This is a genomic window from Enterococcus sp. DIV0170 (assembly GCF_051710765.1).
Taxonomy (GTDB): domain Bacteria; phylum Bacillota; class Bacilli; order Lactobacillales; family Enterococcaceae; genus Enterococcus_A; species Enterococcus_A raffinosus.
The window spans coordinates 1,053,925-1,071,735 of sequence record NZ_JBIOLG010000002.1 but is presented as its reverse complement, the minus strand read 5'-3'; the positions used below and the strand labels follow the sequence as shown (position 1 = coordinate 1,071,735).

Genomic DNA, 17,811 nt, shown 5'->3' with positions numbered 1-17,811 from the left:
TGAGTGCAGATGAGTTTAGTTGTAGTTGATATTGGTGGAACTACTGTGAAGCATGGCGTTTGGGAAAAGCACAAGTTAAGTGAAGTTTCCGCATTTTCCACCCCAGATACCTTTGAGGCGTTTTTAGAAAATCTTCAGCTGGCAATTGAAAAATACGATCAAACATTTGAAGGTCTCGCGATTAGTGCCCCAGGTGCAGTTGATCAGGAGCAGAGAAAGATCCTGGGGATTAGCGCAGTGGATTATATTCACCAACGACCAATTTTTGATGAGCTGGAACAGTATTTTAATCTGCCGGTAACCATAGAAAACGATGCAAATTGCGCTGGAATTGCTGAAGTAGAACTCGGTGAGGGGAAGAACGCGCAAAATATTGCCTTTGTTGTCTTAGGGACAGGAGTTGGCGGGGCGCTTTTTGTTCAACGGAAATTATATAAAGGAAGCCACCTATTCGGCGGTGAGATAGGCTTGCTGAAGAGTCAACAGACACAGACCTTCAGTCAAAATGGGACACTGGTGAAAGCGGCTAAGGTTTATTCGGAACAGACACATACTTGTGTTGATGGAAAAGAACTCTATATATTAAGAGAAAAGAAGGATCTGCTGGCTACATCCCTTTTAGACGAGATATATCAAATCATGACCAATAATCTTTATGCTATACAAGTCATGTTTGATCCTGAACTAATTCTCTTAGGCGGCGGTATCTCCAAGCGTCCTGAATTGGCAGAGGAGCTATCCAATCGACTGTTTGAGCTGTTGAAAAAAGAAGGCGTCGAAGAAATCATGCCGACAATCAAGTGCTGCAGATTTCAAAACAATGCGAATCTAATCGGTGCCGCATTGAATTTTGAGCTGCAGAGGAATAAATAATAACCAAGGCACTGTCGACAAAGACAATGCCTTGGTTTTTGCTTTATTCTTTATCAACTGTCTGTCGTTGGACATTTTCAATGACAAATTCAGCGTTATCTAAGGCATACATTCCTTGGATGTCGCCGGTGTTCAAAGCGGCGATGGCTTCGTTTGAAAAATGAAGTGCGCTTGTTTCAAAGCGTTGTTCTTTTTGTCCATCCGTTACAAGGAAGGTTTTAGTTGCGGGACGATTGATTAATTTGAACTGTGTTGGTGTTGAATCAAGCGTACCAAGTATTTCTTCAATGGTTAAATCTTCCACTTTTTGGTAACGAGAGACGATGAACCCATCCGCCTGCTGCTTCACTAAAATAGCAGCAAAATGCGTGTCATTAATCAAACTGAGTAGGCCGATTTGCCCATCATTGATGGCTGTTGTTTCAGCAACATTGACAGTGAATGATTCCGCTTTTTCGGTTTGTCGAATGCCCAGAAATGCGGGTGTAGCTTCTTGTTCGACGGTTGTGGGACGCCCTTTTATCGTTAAGGTGTTGTTCTTTAATAATACGTCTTTGCCAAGTGTATCTCGCAGACTGAGCCATTCGGGGTACAACGTTTCCTGTTCAAAGTTATCGTAAAAGGATGGTAGCTTTTGTTGGTTTACTAAAACGCGTTGATGGCTTGGAAAAGAGGTCATATCCACAATTTCGCTAGGAAGTCCATGATTGATTTCCGGCCATTCCTTATCCCAGATGACAGGATAGAGGAGTGTTTCACGGCCCATATTCGTTATTTGCTTAAACCCAATGGTTGATGGACGCGTGCCTAAACAGGTCAACCACCAATTTCCTTCAGTGTCTTGGAACAAGTCCGCATGTCCAATGTTTTGCAAAGGCTCGTTTGCGCGATCACGATTGGTAAAAAGAGGATTGATGCCAGACGTGTCTTCAAAGGGTCCCCAAAGATTCGTAGACTTGAACATTGTGATTATGTGCCCAACACCCGTTCCGCCTTCAGCTGCTAAAAGATAATAAGCCTCGTTTCGTTTGAGGATGTGGGGACCTTCCACATCTCGTCCGCCAGTGCCCATGCTGATTACTTCTGGTCCTCGCAGAATTTTTCCAGTAGAAAGATCGATTTCTACTTGTTGGATCGCCTTAGTCCCCTTATCATCAATGAAGCCTGTAAAGGTGACATAGGTTCGATCCGCTTCGTGGTATAGGTCAGGATCGATCCCCATAATGTCGATCTCGATTCGCTGATCCTCCCAAATGATTTCGCCCCGATCATTAAGGCTGCCTTTGATGATAAAATTTTTGAACTCCGCGAAATTTGTTGTAATGACATAAAAATGATTATTGATAAAACGAATACAGACAGCGAAGATGCCTTCATTCGATTTTGCTTTCGATAAATCCGCTTGTTCTTTTTTTGTGACGATGCCTGGAACCTTTGTCCAGTTTAATAAATCGGTGCTTTTGCTGAGAGAAATGCCTGGATAATATTCAAAAGTACTGTTAACCATGTAGTACGTATCTTCGACTAGAACAATACTTGGATCAGGGTACATTCCTCTTAGAATCGGATTTTGATAGTTTTCGATCATATGAAAAACTCCTTTTTAGTTCGAATAAGCTATACGAAGAGTGTCTAAGCGTAACTCCGCGGTTGATGGAAGGATGAGATCAGCGGATTGCAATTGAGGATTTTTCCCGACTGCAATCGAAAAGGCGCCGCTGCTGTTAATAGCCGAGACGCCAGCAACAGAATCCTCAATACCGACACATGCTGTCGGAGTCAAACCTAGGGCTTCTGCCGCGGCAATAAAAATATCCGGTGCTGGCTTTCCGTGGGCCACTTTACTTGGATCAACGACAGCGTCAAAGGCAGTACTTAAGGCCAATTTTTCTAAAATCAAAGGGCCATTCAAACTAGCAGAGGCCAAGGCAAGCTTCATTTTCTGCTCCTTTAATTCGGAAATGAACGGGGCTATTCCAGGTAAAATATTGCTGGAAGACAAGGTATTCAGCGAGTTGCAATACCATTCATTTTTCTCTTGGAGCAGCTGTTGGATCATACTGTCGGAAACAACTACATCGAGAGATTCTAAGATCACCTTTAAGGAGTCAGTACGACTGACTCCTTTTGTTTTCTCCTCTATAGAATCTGGAAGAGTCACCGAAAAGTACGTATACACGAGTTTTTTCCAAGCTTCAAAATGCAGCGTGGAGGTATCAGCAATGACACCATCTAAATCAAATAAGACACCTTTAAACAAGAGAGACCTCCTCCCGTTCGCTGAGAATAGGAGTAGTGGTCAAAATGTCATTAATCTTTGCAAGATTTTCTGGTGAGATTTGAATAAAAGGCAACAGTGTATTTAGTTTAGTCAATGACATCGTACCTAGTCCACCTTTGATCGCTTCAGGGTCTGCTTTAAAGAAATTTAGCACAGGATCCACCGCATCAATTTTTTTAACCAAAAGATCATCCGCCATGATTTCCGCGGCAGGTGTTTCACTGCTGTAATGCTCCACATAGCTTTCAGTGGGAATATAGCTGATAGCATAGGTACCGCAGGTTAACACGAAGCCGTCGTTTTCTTTTAATTGATCATTTACCGTGATCGAAGTAGTCTCAGCTCTAGGCAACGTGACCTTTACAGAAGCACCAAAGGGAACAGTCAAGTTGATTTTGATAGTGTGCTCTTTGTCCGCTTCAATTTGATAAGCGACGTCGATTCTTCCATAAGGGGAGTCAAAATGTCCACTCACTTGTTTTAAACGATAATCAAATTGTGGAGCGAAGGTAATTTCACGATAACCTGGGGCCGCAGCTTGAATGCCTAACAAATACTTGTAGGCCCATTCCATAATCGCGCCGAAGCTGTAATGATTTAAAGAATTCATTCCCTCAGGATTCATGGAACCGTCAGGCAGGACAGAGTTCCAGCGTTCCCAGACCGTAGTAGCGCCGAGATTTACCGCATAAAGCCAGCTTGGGAAATCTTCTAAAAGAAAAATCTTTGCGGCAAGCTTATGGTAGCCATATTGAGATAAGACCTGACAAATGAAGGGAGTACCAACAAACCCTGTTTTCAGATGATCGTTGTCCTTTTTCAAACGAGCAACTAAATCTGCCACTACACGTGAGCACTGTGACTCAGGGATTAGTCCAAATTGTAATGCAAGCGCATAGGCAGTTTGTGTATCAATCGCCAATCGACCGTTTGCTGTGATGTATTCTTTTCTGATGGCCTCTAAGATTCGTTGTGCCTGCTCTTGATAATAAACGGTGTCTTCAAAACGCTGTAAAATTTCTGCGGTTTCGGCTACGATACTGCTGGAATAGAAATAATAAACCGAGGCAATAAAGTCTTCTTCCGTTTTTCCTGTAGGCAAGGCAGGATTCTCACCATCCAAGGCAAGCCAATCACCAAATTGGAAGGTGCCTGTCCACAGGTCATTGCTCTTGCTGTTACGGCCAATCCATTCTACCCAATCCTTCATTGCGGAATAATTTTGCTGCAGGATGGCTGGATCGCCATAGCCTTGGTACATATTCCAAGGGATAATCGTAGCGGCATCTCCCCAAACCGCCGCTCCGCCATCTGTATTTCCCATTGCGGGAGCATACATAGGAACCATGCCGTCATAAATTTTTTGTTCGACGGCGACATCTTTAGCGTATTTTTTGAAGAAAGCAAAGACATTCATGTTCAATGCTGCTGTTTTAGAGAACACTGCCGCATCGCCTGTCCAACCTAAGCGTTCATCTCTTTGGGGGCAGTCCGTTGGAATGTCTAGGAAATTACTTTTTTGTCCCCACAAAATATTTTGGAAGAGTCGATTGACTTTTTGATTCGTTGTTTTGATGGCACCTGTCGTTGTCATGTCGGAGTATAATACTGCTGATTGGTAATCTGCTTTTTCCAGTGGTTGCGTGTTGCCTTCGACCTTCACATAGCGGTAGCCATAAAAGGTAAAGTGAGGGCGCACCCATTTCTCTTCTCCGTCAGAAGTATAGACAAAGGCGGCACGCGCTTCTCGTAAATTTTCTCGATAAAAATTGTCTCCCTGTAAAATTTCCCCCATTTGGAAAACAAGCTTTGTTCCCTTCGGTTCGCGATTATAAAACTCGAGCCAGCCGGTGTGATTTTGACCAAAATCAAGGACTTGCTCACCTGCAGGAGTCTCAAGAATTTCTTGAACAGGGAGGCGTTCCATGATTTTTACCGGTAAACTTAACCGATCCTGTAGAAGAGCCTTGTCTTTTTCTGAGACGATCACAGGCTGCCAATTAGCAGGGATAATTGTATCGTCTAGATCTTCGCCATAGTAAATTTCCGATTTTGTAACCTTGCCGCTAGTTGTCAGCCAAGTGGCATCGGTAGAGATGATTTCTGTGCTGCCGTCCTCGTAGCGAAGGTGATATTCTGCGATAACCTGCTGCTGATCCCCATAGATATTCTTTTTCCCGCCATCAAAGCCTAAAGTTCCCTTATACCAGCCATCTCCAGTAGAAAAGCTTAGTTTGATCTGATCTGATTTTTGAAAGGCTTCGGTCACATCATAGGTTTGAACTTGAACCCACTGGTCATAAGCCGTAACTCCAGGAGATAGGTACTCATCGCCCACCTTGTCATCGTTGATATACGTTTCATAAATACCTAATCCTGTAGCATACAGTCGTGCATTAGTGACCTTCGATGGAACACAAACGTCCTTTTTGAAAAGTGTGTTTTGAATGTTCTTATCTGGATGAGCGATCCATTCAGCTTCAAAGGGCTCAGACATTTTCCCGGTTTCAAAAAAGCTTTCTTTGGCGCAAAGAAGCGTGTCTGAATCATAAAGGGAGACCTCGACGTGGTAACGAGTACGAGGAGTGAGGTCCAATGGTACATCAAAGAAATTCGTTTCAAAACTTTCCTTGTCGCTTTTGTAGATGGGCTGTTCATACGAGGTTGTCCAAATGACTAGCTGTTTGGTTACTTCTGTGTACTGATCTGCTTCCACAGTGAAGTCGATTCGCAACGAATCAAGCTGAAACCCGATCGGTTCGATCATGTGATTGATTAAAATGGTGGAAATGTTCATAATTACACGCCTCTTTTCTTATAATTTTGTAGAAAAATCTCCGCAGAAGGGATCAACAGGACTGATCCCTTCAAAGGCTTCCGTCCCTGTCATTTTTCTGATCACTGCGTCAATGCTAGCTTTATTTCCAGTATAGGTATTGATATAAGTAGAAACGGCTGGAATATCAAATAGATGGTACGGGTTGGCCGTTGAGACAAAAATAGTTGGAACGGATTTCATAAACCATGGTGCATCCGCCGCCATCAAATGAATCCAATCCAAACGAGTCGTTGTTTGATTGCTGGCGGTTTCGATGTTTGCGACATAAAGCGCTAAATCAAATTTTTCCTTCATTTCTGCAATGCCTTCTTCAAAAATCTCATGAAAATCTAACTGCTGGCGGTCATATAGGCTCACCTCGAAACCAAGTGCTTCCAGCTGGGTTTGGAAGTGATCGGAAACCTTTCCGCCTTCTTTAAATCCGCCGTCATCTGAATCCCCTAAAACAACTAGCCGGATTCTAGGGTAACGCGCCACCGTCATTGGCAACAGCTGATCGCGATCCTTGACTAAAGTCACTGATTTTTTCGCTGCCGCTGCTGCTTTTTCGGCATGCTCTATAAGGTTCACTGTCATTTTTTCTGGGGGCTTTGCTTCGAATAGGCCATGAGTCAGCTTAGTAGCCAGAATCCGCAACACCGCTTCCTCGATTCGAGCCAGCTTCAAGGTTCCATTTTCCACTGCTTTTTTGATAAAGGCGTAGTCTTCATCGATATTTTTATTGAAGAGAATCATGTCTATGCCTGCATTGATTGTCGCCGGCAACAGCTCTTCTCGAGGGAGAATGGCATTATAGCCGATCATTGGGGTAGCGTCGGTGATTGCTAAGCCGTTAAAGCCAAGTACATCCCGCAGCAGACCGTCAATCAATCGTTTTGAGGCTGAGGCTGGTCGCAGCTCTGCATCGGTGATTTCTGGTGAAAGTTTTCTTTCCCAGGCTGGCTGCAGGATATGCCCGATCATGATACTGGTGATGTCTTGATCAATAAATGTTTGGTAAATTTTACCATAGGAAGCCATCCAGTCATCGGCAGACAAGGAATTGACCGTGCTTAAAAGGTGCTGGTCACGTTCGTCGACACCATCGCCAGGGAAGTGCTTAATGACAGGGATAATGTCATTCTCCTGGAGTCCTTTGATTTGAGCCGCAGCCATTTGAAGGACTCGCTCTTGATCGCTGCCAAAGGTCCGAGTGTTGGTGATTGGATTGCGGAAATTTTTATCAATATCAACAATGGGTGAAAATGACATGTTGCAGCCTACCTGAGCGGCTTCGCTCCCGGCAACATTTCCCAATTCGTAGGCATGTATTGGCTCATCAGTAGCCGCAATTTGCAAAGGCATACCGAACCATGTGCCCTCAGAAATTATTCCGTTCCCGCCTGATTCTAGGTTTGCGGAAAAAAATAATGGAATATCGCTGGCTTCCTGAGCCGTGGCTAATTGTCGTTTGATCTTGTCTGCTGAAGCGGGGCGATACATCATGCCCCCAGGACGATAGGTTTGGACAAATTCCTTAATGTCTACTTGGTCTTCATCCTGACCAATGACGAAAAAGAGCTGACCAATTTTTTCATCCAAAGTCATCTCCTGAAGCTTGCGCTGCAGCAATTGAACCTGTTTTTCTGTTAAGTAATACGGTTTTTTCGTTAAATCTACCATGAATGATGAGCCTCCCATTATTATTATCTATACGTGTTCACGCTTTCATTCTAGCTTGGAAAAAAGACGGCAACCATTGCGAAAAAACATCTGGTATGTGTTCATTTCACAGCTCCTTTCATTTATCGAAAAATGTGTCTTGCTTGAAGGATTCATTCATGAGATAGTTTAGACGAAGTCAGAAGACGACGTCATAGAAAAAAACAACTTAAGAAGAGCAAACCTGTAATTTTTCGACTTAGTGCAGGAAATGAGCGTTTTTTTTGAAAGGAGAGGAGACTATGGAGGAAACGGTATTAAACATTTTACAGGAGAAAAACCAGCCACGTAACTGGGATGAGTTAGGACCGGAAATGAAGCCTAAAAAGGCGGGTGTGTTGAAAAACGAGCCGGTGTATGAATTTTTTCATACGCTGGATGATTCGTTAGAGGTGAATCCGCAATCAATCGCTATTTCTGTTCAGCCGGTAAAATCTTTTATTCCCTATCATATCCATGACTATGTAGAGATCATCGTTCCGATTGTAGGCGAGTGCACAGTCATTACAAAAAATGATGAGCTGCATCTGCGAGAAAATGATTTAATTATCATTGGCAACCACACGATTCATCGAGTTGAGCCGATTAAAGCAGACAGCATTGTAATTAATCTAACCCTAAAGGATACCGCCTTCACGTTGAATGATTATCATTTTATGTATGAGGATCGTGTGACGAAAAAAGTCTCCTCCTTGCTCTTTTCCCTCCTCTCAAATGAGACACAGGGAGAAAATATTTATCGTTTGTTTCGAACACATCAGGACACTAAGATTCATCGACTGGTGGACGACATCATTCAGGAATATTACTATCCAGATGCACAATCGAATCAACTCATTCGCTTGGAATTATTGACCCTCTTTGCTAGACTCATTCGTTCAGCCGCAAATGAACAGGAGGTCATCTCTGGAGAAGAGGATGGATCGGTCAATCTATTGTCCTTACTGTTGTATATTGAAAAGAATTACGCTCAGATAACTTTGGAGGAGATGGCCCAGCATTTTGGCTTTAATCCCAATTACCTTTCCTCTTACTTAAAAAAACACACAGGTCTTACGTTTATCAAATTGGTTCATCTGCAGCGGGTCAATGTAGCTGCTGAATATCTAACCTATACAAATGCTCCGATTGAACAGATTGCTTTAAAAGTGGGGTATGAAAATCCCTCCTACTTTTATAAGATGTTTCGCAAAAATTTAAAAATCCTACCAACAGAATATCGTGAGAAATACTCCTTTAACACGAAGAAAACCGATTGATGCGTCAATCGGTTTTTTAGAGCGTAAATTTTTGGCGGTATTGATTGGGAGAAAGTCCGGTTTGCTTTTTAAAATAGTGATAAAAATAAGCTTCACTGGAAAAGCCCAAGCGCTCAGCGATGAGCTGAATCGTCAGATCGGTGGTTTGTAATAATTGCTGCGCCTTTTGTGTGCGGATCTTCTGCGCATATCCGACAATGGTCATTTTTGTTTGGCGCTTTAATAAGCGATTCAAGTATTCTGCATTATAGTGGAGAGACGCTTCGAGTTCTTTGCGGGAAATATTGCCGAAGCGACTTTCGATTAGATGAATCACGCGATTTACGAGGTAATCCTCCTTTGACAAATCCAGATCCACCTGCTGCAAAGAAAACTGATTGGCGTTCTCTAAAGCGTCTAATAAGCGTAAAATCAATCCTCGTTGAAAATAAGCGCGGCCAATTTTGGAAGTCGCAACTTCTAACTGCAGGGAATCTATGATAACGTGGAAGCCTTCGCTTTGATAAGGCAAGCAGGGAGAAAATTCAATATAGCTGCGCTTCCATTGAGAATCGGATTGCAAATTTTGCTGCAGGAATTGAAAGATTGGTCCCTCGCCAGAGTCAATAGCCAGCAGCTCTCTAAGCAGCGCGGGAGATAAATTTAAAAAGACAACGTTGCAGCCTTCCGAAAGAATCTCTCGATGCAGTATTTGAGTATTTAGCAAACAGCCTTCGCCAGCGTGAAATTGATATTCCTTGTCCTCGATGAAATTAGTCAGCTCGCCTTGTAGGACATACATCAATTCAAAGTTCTGGTTTTTGTGCAATGCTTGATATTCTTCATCTTCAAAGGCCGTAATGTCGCCATCCTGCACTTTAGTATAAAGAATCGTCTCACCAATTTTTTGCTTATAGAAAATCGCGATCGGAGAGCGGGTACTGATCTGAGGCAGCTCGCTATTCGTGGAATGCAGTTCAGAAAAAGGATCGTTTGTCATTGGACACCTCCATAAGGTCGGAAAAATGCAGGAAACGTTTTCTTCAAGTCGGTATTTTTCATTATATCACAGGGATTGACGAACTAGAATGGGGGATATCAGAGGAGGAACGAAGATGCGAGAAAAGAAAAAAATCAATCAGCATTGGCAATTTCATTACGGGGAAGTAGGAATCCCGAAAAGAACAGCGAAAAAAGCCCATGCGTTAGGCGGACTAACCGCGCCATTAGCTGGAGAAACTGGAGCTGCGGTGACCTATGGCGCAGGAGGCGAGCACTTTCTCAAGCTGATCGCGCAGGGGGATCCCCTTCAAGGATTAAAAAATTTAGCTGGCACCGATTTTACTTCTGGTCTTGATGAGCATTGGCAAACATTAACACTGCCTCATGACTGGAAAGTGAGGCAGCCGTTTAAACAAGACCCAGAACTGCTGATGTCAGGTTCAAAGGAAGAGGGGATCGGATATTATCGTAAGACTTTCCAGCTAGAATCAAGTCTTTTAAATATTAGTAGAGTTGTCCTTCATTTTGAGGGTGTGATGCGCTCAGCGGAAGTTTGGCTGAATGGCGCTTATTTAGGAAAGAATGATAGCGGATACACGAGCTTTTCTTTTGATGTCACCGAGATGGCTAAATACGGAGAAGAAGGCACGAATGTATTGCTGGTGCGGGTAGACACGACGACCGGCCCAGAAGGCTGGTGGTACGAAGGGGCAGGGATTTATCGTGACGTGTGGGTAGAATACTTGCCGTTGGTCTCGTTTGACTATGACAGTGTTTATATTTACACGAAAGAAATTCAAGAGAAGCAAGCATTGTTAGGCGCAGAGCTCTTGGTAGAGAACGAGTCAGCGGATACCGTGACTGTTTCGCCAGTGATAAAAATCAACGATCAGGTGATTCAACTAGGTATCCAGACCTTAGCGCCCTATGAAAAACGGCTATTAAAAGAAACCTTTCAATTGCCGGAACCGTCACTTTGGACCCCAGAAAATCCTCATCTTTACGAAGCGGTGTTTCAAATGGAGACAGACGAATGCCGGAAATCATTTGGTATTCGTACCTTTCATTACGACACAGCAGGCTTTTATTTAAATGGAAAAGCCTATGAGCTGCGGGGAGTATGTGAACACCAAGATTTTGCCGGAGTAGGGGTCGCATTGAACCAAGATATCGTAGATTATAAGATAAAGACAATGAAAGAAATGGGAGTAAATGCTTGGCGCAGCGCCCATCATTTTGCCTCTGAGGAGCTGTTAACTGCCTGTGATCGTTTCGGAATTTTATTGATGAATGAAAATCGCCTACTAGAAAGCACGCCTTGGCGAATAGCCGATTTGGAAAAAATGGTGAAGAAAAGTCGGATGCACGCCTCACTAGCCTTTTGGTCCGCAGCGAATGAGGAAGTTATCGGCAATACAACTATGGGCAGCCGGATTGCTAAAAAGCTGGTGCATTGTATTAAAAGCAACAACTATGAAAGCTTAGTTGTTTCGGCAGAATTGCTTAATCCCGCGGGGCTAGTAAATGAAGAGTATCTGGCCAATTATGATGTCCTGGGCGTCAATTATCCAGAAGCCGATGTGATGGGACCAGGTGCGGCTAAAATTAAAGAAAAACATCCAGACTTGCCGATGATGAGTACGGAAAGTGCGTCTTATTTTTCTACTCGAGGTGTGTATAAAGACGATGAAGAGAAGTGTCAGTGTTCGAATTTTGGTTCGCTGTTTTCTATGGTCTTACCGGGAAAACGACGACCGGAAGACCCTGGAGCGGGAGGAACAGCGAAGCCGGAAAAGGTCATGAGATATTTAGCTGAACATCAATATATGGGCGGCGTATTTCTTTGGACAGCCTTTGATTATTATGGCGAGCCTTCTCCTTTTAGCTGGCCGGCTATTTCTTCACAATTTGGAATCGCTGATCTATGCGGCTTTCCCAAGGATTACTATTATTACTATCAAGCCTTTTGGCGTAAAGAACCGGTTCTGCATGTGATGCCTCATTGGAATCAGCAGGGGCTAGAACGCACTGCTGATGAGCAAGTAGCTATTCGTGTCTTTAGCAACGTGAGCGAGGTTGAGGTATTTGTTAATGGAAAAGGCTATGGCAGAAAACCTGTAAAGGATTGCCGCGCGGATTGGGAAGTTCCTTATGAGGAAGGGACATTAACCGCAATAGCGTACGAACAGGATGAAAGAATCGCTGAAGTGAGTCGTGAAACAAGTGGTACGGTACAAGCCATTCGCTGTGAACGGATTTTTACAGGAAAAGAGTACAGTCTTTATCAGTTAGAAGGAATAGATGAGCAACAGCGAGTGGTTCCCACAGCAGATAACAACCTGTCTATCTGTGTCGAAAACGGAGAAGTTGTCGGTTTGGCAAATGGAGATCCAATAAATCAAGCGGCGAATAGTTTGGAAAGTGTCCGTTTATTTCAAGGAAAAGCCCTGGCGATTGTTCGTTCAGGAGAAAAGGCTAGTCAGATCAAAGCGACACTACAAGATTAGCGTGCAAAGTAGTAGGCAGAAAAGAACCACCTATGAAAAGACCACAAAGCGCATGAATTTTGCATATGGCGAGGCGTTTTTTTCTAGCCTATACTTTGGTTATCAATTGAAAGCGGAAACAAAAAAGATGAAGGAGCGCAATTATTATGAATAAGAAAAAAATATCTCTAGCTTTAGGTATCTTAAGTATGAATCTTTTACTGATGTCCGGTTCTGTCGTAGGAGCGGCGATTGCCGCTATTTCGAAATCTTTTCCACAGGAACCGATCTCAAAGGTTCAAATGCTTAGTTCAATTCCCCAGTTGGGGCAATTAATAGCCACGCTGCTATTTACTTGGCTCACCTACAAAATAACTCGTAAGAATATCGGGGTTCTGTCTGTCGCTATTGTCGCCATTAGTGGGTTATTGCCGATCTTTTACAACAGCAGCCTGAATATTATTCTAGCATGCATGATCGCTTTAGGCTTTGGACTTGGCTTGATCAGTAATGTTGGTCCGGTATTGCTTCAGGAGCATTTTGAAGGAGAAGAACGAGCGACTGTCATGGGTTGGGCAGTGGGCTTTAACAACCTAGGAATGATGGGCTTTACTGCTATTGGCGGTGTCTTAGGAAGTACAAACTGGCAAAATCTTTTCTGGGTCTACGGTGCAGCCATTGTTATCTTGTTGGTGGTGTTAGTCCTGGTACCTAAGGATCGAAAATTATCTGAAGAGGAAGTATCCAAGCAACACTCAGTCAGCTTTGGCAAAACAGTGAAAAGTTTAAATGGCTATATATATGTGATGCTGATCGTTACCTTTGTTACCTCTCTTTGTCTAATGATCTTTATGGCGAATCAATCAATTTTATTGGCTTCAAAGGGGAATGGGACCGCCTATACCGCGATGGTCACTGCTTTAGGAAATGTTGGGGGAATCTGCACCGCCTTCGGATTGAAATACATTCGTAAACTTACGAAGACAGACACAATGGCTTGGGGCTTTGTCGCCTTTGGATTGTCCTATATCTGTATTGTCTTCTTCAACAATCCTGTTTTGCATATCGTTGGTAATATGTTTTCAGGGATGGGGATCGTTATGGTGAATGCGACGATTCCGTTTGAACTATCAATTTTGGCGAATCATCAACAATTTCCAGTAGCCATCGCTATGAACACCTTGATTTCCTCTTTAGCCGGTTTTGCAGCACCGATGCTCCTTGCCGCAACAAAAATTTCTGCGGGAACCAATTCATATCTTGCAGGGATCGTAATCAGTGGTCTTATGGCAGTAGTCTTGTTGATTACTCGCTTAGGAAGTCGGATCGAAAAAAAGTCTGAACAGGCAGCAATTCCTAAAGCTGAAGGAGTACGAGAGGCATAAAGGAGAGGCTTGTTCGCAAGCTAAAAAGCAGGCTCTATTCCATGTGAATGAGCCTGTTTTTTGCCTTTTTCTATGCGTAGCAGAAAAAACTTTTTAATACGGTGTTCATTCATTACTTAGTAATCGAGTATAAGGGCAAAAAAAGCTTAGCTCTTATACTCTTGTTTTCGCAGCTCATTCAGTTCGCTGATTTTTAGATAAATTTGTTTTAGTTCACTGTGTTTAATTTGGGGAGAAATGAACACTTTTGGGATGGTGTAGGTAGATCGATCTTTCAAAGGGACAGTGAGTAAAATATCTATAGGATCAGAAAAAGAATCCGCAAATACAATATTGAAATATCGTTTGATATGATTTTTTAAGCTTTCTTTGATAAGTTCGTTTACAAGCGCCGGAAAGTCGGTATCCAAAAAAAGGACAAAGGGTTCTTCAAAATAAGTTTCATAAGTCAAATAGGCACAGATGATCGAATAATGAGTGACAAGATAGTTTTTAGCGTCAAAAATAGGAGAAGCTGCTTCTTTTTTCGCTTGTTCATATATTTTTTGGCCTTTTTGATAAAGTGAGGGGATGTTATCTTTTATGTATAAATTTAAGTCGTAGTTCGTTATGTCGCAAGAAAATTGTGGGAAGAGCGTTGCGTGGTAATGGACTGAGAACAAGGTTTCCTTTATCCGTGCTTTTTTTCTTTTTGAGCAGCTAGCACGAACAAGCGGCTCTAAATGATGATAAACGGCTGTTACACTAGAGGCTATTTCTGTCGCTAATTCCTCATGTCCCTTCATAATTAGTATGCCCATATTCTGGGAGTAAAAATCTGCATTCGTCAACAAATAGAAGACAAAGAAATGTGCTTCTGTCACGGATAAACGATAGGAGCGAACAAGTAACGCGCGAACCATCTTAAACGGTGCAAAGTAGGTCGTATTTATTTTTTTTAAGAGTGCCCACTCTGTTTTCAAAACGACTGGATTCCCTGATTTATACCTAAAAAAATTAATAGCTAGAATAAGTGAAAGCTGGCTGCAGGTAGATGTTGCGAGGGATTTTGACAGAGACTGAGTCATGACCTCAACATCAGAAGAGATTTTATCGAATAACTGTGAGGAGAAGGGCCAAGTAATCCCCCGATAAACGCTCCAATAAATAGAATAAAGATAGTATCGTAAAGTATGCTCTTCTCCCGAAAATAAATACTGCCCTTTAGAATAGATCAACGTTAAGCCATACTTGTGAAGGTGCTTTTTTAATTTTGTCATCTGTCGCTGAATCGATGATTCACTTAAAAAGGTTTCTGCTTTGATTTTGTTGAGAGAGACGGAACCATGTTCTGTGAGCAACTTAATGAGAGTAAAGGGCACACAAGACTTTAAAACGCTATTTAGCAGCAATTTATATTCAAATTCTGTCAGGCAAAGTTTTACTCCTGCGCCTTTTTTTATTAAAAGCTTTCCAGTCTCTAAAAGCTCCTCTTTTTCAGAGAGCAGTTTCAAATGCTTATTAATGGTTTTCTTATTATAGTTAGTTTGGAATTCTAAATCGGAAAGTGTAATCCAGCCGGAATTTTGATAGAGTGTATCTAAAATTTTGAGCTCGCATTGTAATGAATAATCTAATAATGATGTAAAATCCATTGTTTCCCTCGTTTCTATTTTATTCATATTATAGGATAACACTGATAAACTGGTTGTTTTTATTATTAAATGGCATAAAGAACAGACCAAAAAAAGAAAAAACTTCAGTCTAGTTAGACTGAAGGAACAAATAATTATTTTTGAATGAGGGTTCTTAACTTTCTAGAAATCGTCTTATAGGTTTGAATGGTTAATTCTGGAGTTATATATATAATTTTTTCTTTAGCAATCGACTGTTCTAACACATGACTACCGGGCACAGTAAGAAGTAGATCAAAGTACTCTTGTTCATTTTCGGTGAAAATCAAATGATACGTATTTTTGAAATGATTGAGCAGCTGGTTTTTCACAATGCGTTCGATGAAGAAAGGAAAATCCGTCTCCATTTTTAAATAAATTTTTTTCTCAAAGTGCGTTTCTGAGAGAATATTTGCTAATAGGATTGAATAATGGGTAATCAAATAGTCTTCTTGTTCAAAACAGGGATTTTTATCGGTGGTCGTCAAGTGTTGGCTCACTGTCACGATCTCTTTTTTTAGCTGTGGGAAATTCCTATTTATATATGGCGTAAGCTTGTAATTACTGATATCAGTGGTAAATTCTTTGAATAGCATCGTGTGATAATGAATGGAAAATAAACTTTTAAAAAAAGACGAATCTGCATCCGTTTTTATGTGTAGCAACGGAAATTGTTTTTTCATCTCTTTTGCGGCTCGCTCTGAGGCTTTAGCTATTTCGGTTTTATCATGTTGATGATTTTCTATAAAGTGGTCCGCATAGTCCCATGAATGGTAGAAGGAGGGCCGAGTTAAAAGATAGAAAAAAAACAAATGCGTCTCATCCTTTGACATATGATAGTTTGTAGTAAATAAAAGATTTAGTTGGTTGAAGGCAGGGATCGTTTCATTCAAGGCGTATAGCTGCTCGAAGGCATCCTCTCTATGAATGAAGCAACGAGTTCTATAGCGTAGGTAATTAATGGAAACGATTAAAGTAAGTTGGTTTTCGAAAGGAACAGCTAGATACATGCCTGCTTTTTGAGCGACTATCTGCAGATCCTCTGCTACTTTTTTCCTCAGTCCTTCAGAAAAAGGCCAAGAGACCCCCTTATACACTTGCCAATAGAATAAGTATAAATAGAAACGGATGGTTCTCTCGTCTCCTATCAATCTGTATTGGTTTCTTTTTTTTACCAGATCAATGTTGTAGGAGTTTAGAATTTTCTTTAGTTTCCTCATATAGCGATAAATATTTGATTCACTTAAATACGTTTCTTTGGAAATATCCGACATAGAAAAAGAGCCATTTTTTAAAATTTTATCAATCATAGCAAATGGAACACTTCTTTTTAAAATAGAGGTTTTTATTTTGGTATAATCGATCCTACTCATTTTCAGTTGAATACCAGCGCCTTTTTTCCTAATCAATCCGCTAAGTTCTGGATACTCATCAATAAGTGCTAGGTATTTTATAATTGTTTTTCTATTAAAACCTGTTTCAGCGGCAATCTCGTTGATGGTCACCCAACTATCATGTTGAAACAATACATCTAAGATAGAAAACTCATATAATAAGGGTTTATCTAATAATGATCTAAAGTCCATGCCAACCATTCCTCCTGCAATAAATTCATACTATACTATCTATTTGAATAGATAAAGAAGAACGATCACGAGAGAATTAGAAGACAAATTCAATAAAAATTAGCTGTGATCTTTTTCCAGTAGTGCTTGAAGCGATCATGAGTGGCTTTTCCTCCTATGGTTTACAATGTTTTATTAGATTATAATGGTTATAGATAATATCTGTTTTTGTATATAGTACATAAAATAAAGGTTAGTAATGTCTTTACTGAATAGAGGAGGAAAAGGAATGGATTATCAAGTTGTTACGATGGAAGACTTCCAACTGTTGGGCAAGGGTGAGATGCAATTAGTTGGTCAGGTGAAGGCCGATTTATTTTGGCAGAAGTGTCAAAAAGATGGGACGCTTGCGAAACTAACCACTTATTCTACTTCTGATGAGAAAGAATGGATTGGCTTAGCTGATGGCGAATCTTTCGATGGGGAAGGTTACATGTATTACATTGCGACACCCTATCATGCAGAGACGGTTCCTTCAGGATACACAACTCTTACGCTTCCTTCTTCATTATGGATAAAGTTCCGCAGTGCTTCCTTAAATGTTAAAAACACGGCGGATAAAGACTGCTGGACCTGGATCTTTTCTGATTTTTTTCCGGCTTCAGAGTATGAGCCGGCAGGCTGCCAGCTAGAGGTTTATCCCAAAGGAGCCGGTAGCTACCCAGACAGTTTATCGGAAATATGGATTTCTGTAAAAAAATCTAGTGATTGAAGATAAACAAAGAACGA

Annotated in this window: 12 protein-coding genes; 5 read left to right on the top strand and 7 right to left on the bottom strand. The window is 41.6% G+C overall.

What is annotated here, in order from left to right; translation table 11 throughout:
• Positions 1-9: 9 nt before the first annotated feature.
• Positions 10-873: an ROK family protein gene (locus tag IGI50_RS20595; protein ID WP_438778369.1), complete on the top strand. Its 864-nt coding sequence runs from the start codon at positions 10-12 to the stop codon at positions 871-873.
• 43 nt (positions 874-916) lie between these two features.
• Here IGI50_RS20595 and IGI50_RS20590 read toward each other — a convergent pair whose 3' ends face one another.
• From IGI50_RS20590 to IGI50_RS20575, 4 genes are read right to left on the bottom strand one after another with little or no spacing between them, the layout of a single operon-like run.
• Complete coding sequence (locus IGI50_RS20590; RefSeq protein ID WP_438778368.1) at positions 917-2,461, bottom strand: family 43 glycosylhydrolase; 1,545 nt, start codon at positions 2,459-2,461, stop codon at positions 917-919.
• Positions 2,462-2,476: 15 nt separating this feature from the next.
• The gene (pgmB, locus tag IGI50_RS20585) at positions 2,477-3,133 is read right to left on the bottom strand and encodes a beta-phosphoglucomutase (RefSeq protein WP_438778367.1); all 657 of its coding nucleotides are present in this window, start codon (positions 3,131-3,133) and stop codon (positions 2,477-2,479) included.
• Positions 3,126-5,951, bottom strand: coding sequence for a family 78 glycoside hydrolase catalytic domain (locus IGI50_RS20580; RefSeq protein ID WP_438778366.1), 2,826 nt, complete (start codon positions 5,949-5,951; stop codon positions 3,126-3,128). The genes pgmB and IGI50_RS20580 overlap by 8 nt, the downstream gene beginning before the upstream one ends.
• Before the next feature lie 18 nt (positions 5,952-5,969).
• Complete coding sequence (locus tag IGI50_RS20575; RefSeq protein WP_438778365.1) at positions 5,970-7,655, bottom strand: glycoside hydrolase family 3 protein; 1,686 nt, start codon at positions 7,653-7,655, stop codon at positions 5,970-5,972.
• 281 nt (positions 7,656-7,936) lie between these two features.
• Here IGI50_RS20575 and IGI50_RS20570 point away from each other — a divergent pair, with 281 nt between their 5' ends.
• Positions 7,937-8,953, top strand: coding sequence for an AraC family transcriptional regulator (locus IGI50_RS20570; RefSeq protein ID WP_028021016.1), 1,017 nt, complete (start codon positions 7,937-7,939; stop codon positions 8,951-8,953).
• A 16-nt stretch (positions 8,954-8,969) separates the two neighbouring features.
• On the opposite strand, the gene IGI50_RS20565 is transcribed toward IGI50_RS20570, so the two are convergent.
• Positions 8,970-9,932 (bottom strand): helix-turn-helix domain-containing protein, encoded by a 963-nt coding sequence (locus IGI50_RS20565; protein ID WP_438778364.1) that lies wholly within the window; start codon positions 9,930-9,932, stop codon positions 8,970-8,972.
• A gap of 115 nt (positions 9,933-10,047) precedes the next feature.
• Here IGI50_RS20565 and IGI50_RS20560 point away from each other — a divergent pair, with 115 nt between their 5' ends.
• Together IGI50_RS20560 and IGI50_RS20555 are read left to right on the top strand one after the other, a co-directional pair.
• Positions 10,048-12,441: a sugar-binding domain-containing protein gene (locus IGI50_RS20560; protein WP_438778363.1), complete on the top strand. Its 2,394-nt coding sequence runs from the start codon at positions 10,048-10,050 to the stop codon at positions 12,439-12,441.
• A 146-nt stretch (positions 12,442-12,587) separates the two neighbouring features.
• Positions 12,588-13,805 carry an MFS transporter gene (locus tag IGI50_RS20555; RefSeq protein ID WP_438778362.1) on the top strand — a complete coding sequence of 406 codons (1,218 nt, stop codon included), beginning with the start codon at positions 12,588-12,590 and terminating at the stop codon, positions 13,803-13,805.
• 146 nt (positions 13,806-13,951) lie between these two features.
• On the opposite strand, the gene IGI50_RS20550 is transcribed toward IGI50_RS20555, so the two are convergent.
• Both IGI50_RS20550 and IGI50_RS20545 read right to left on the bottom strand, forming a co-directional pair.
• A complete protein-coding gene (locus IGI50_RS20550) occupies positions 13,952-15,439 on the bottom strand; it encodes a helix-turn-helix domain-containing protein (RefSeq protein ID WP_438778361.1) in 1,488 nt (495 codons plus the stop codon).
• A gap of 134 nt (positions 15,440-15,573) precedes the next feature.
• Positions 15,574-17,043 (bottom strand): helix-turn-helix domain-containing protein, encoded by a 1,470-nt coding sequence (locus tag IGI50_RS20545; protein ID WP_438778360.1) that lies wholly within the window; start codon positions 17,041-17,043, stop codon positions 15,574-15,576.
• Between the two features lie 268 nt (positions 17,044-17,311).
• Here IGI50_RS20545 and IGI50_RS20540 point away from each other — a divergent pair, with 268 nt between their 5' ends.
• A complete protein-coding gene (locus IGI50_RS20540) occupies positions 17,312-17,794 on the top strand; it encodes a GyrI-like domain-containing protein (protein WP_028021010.1) in 483 nt (160 codons plus the stop codon).
• The last annotated feature ends 17 nt before the right edge of the window (positions 17,795-17,811 follow it).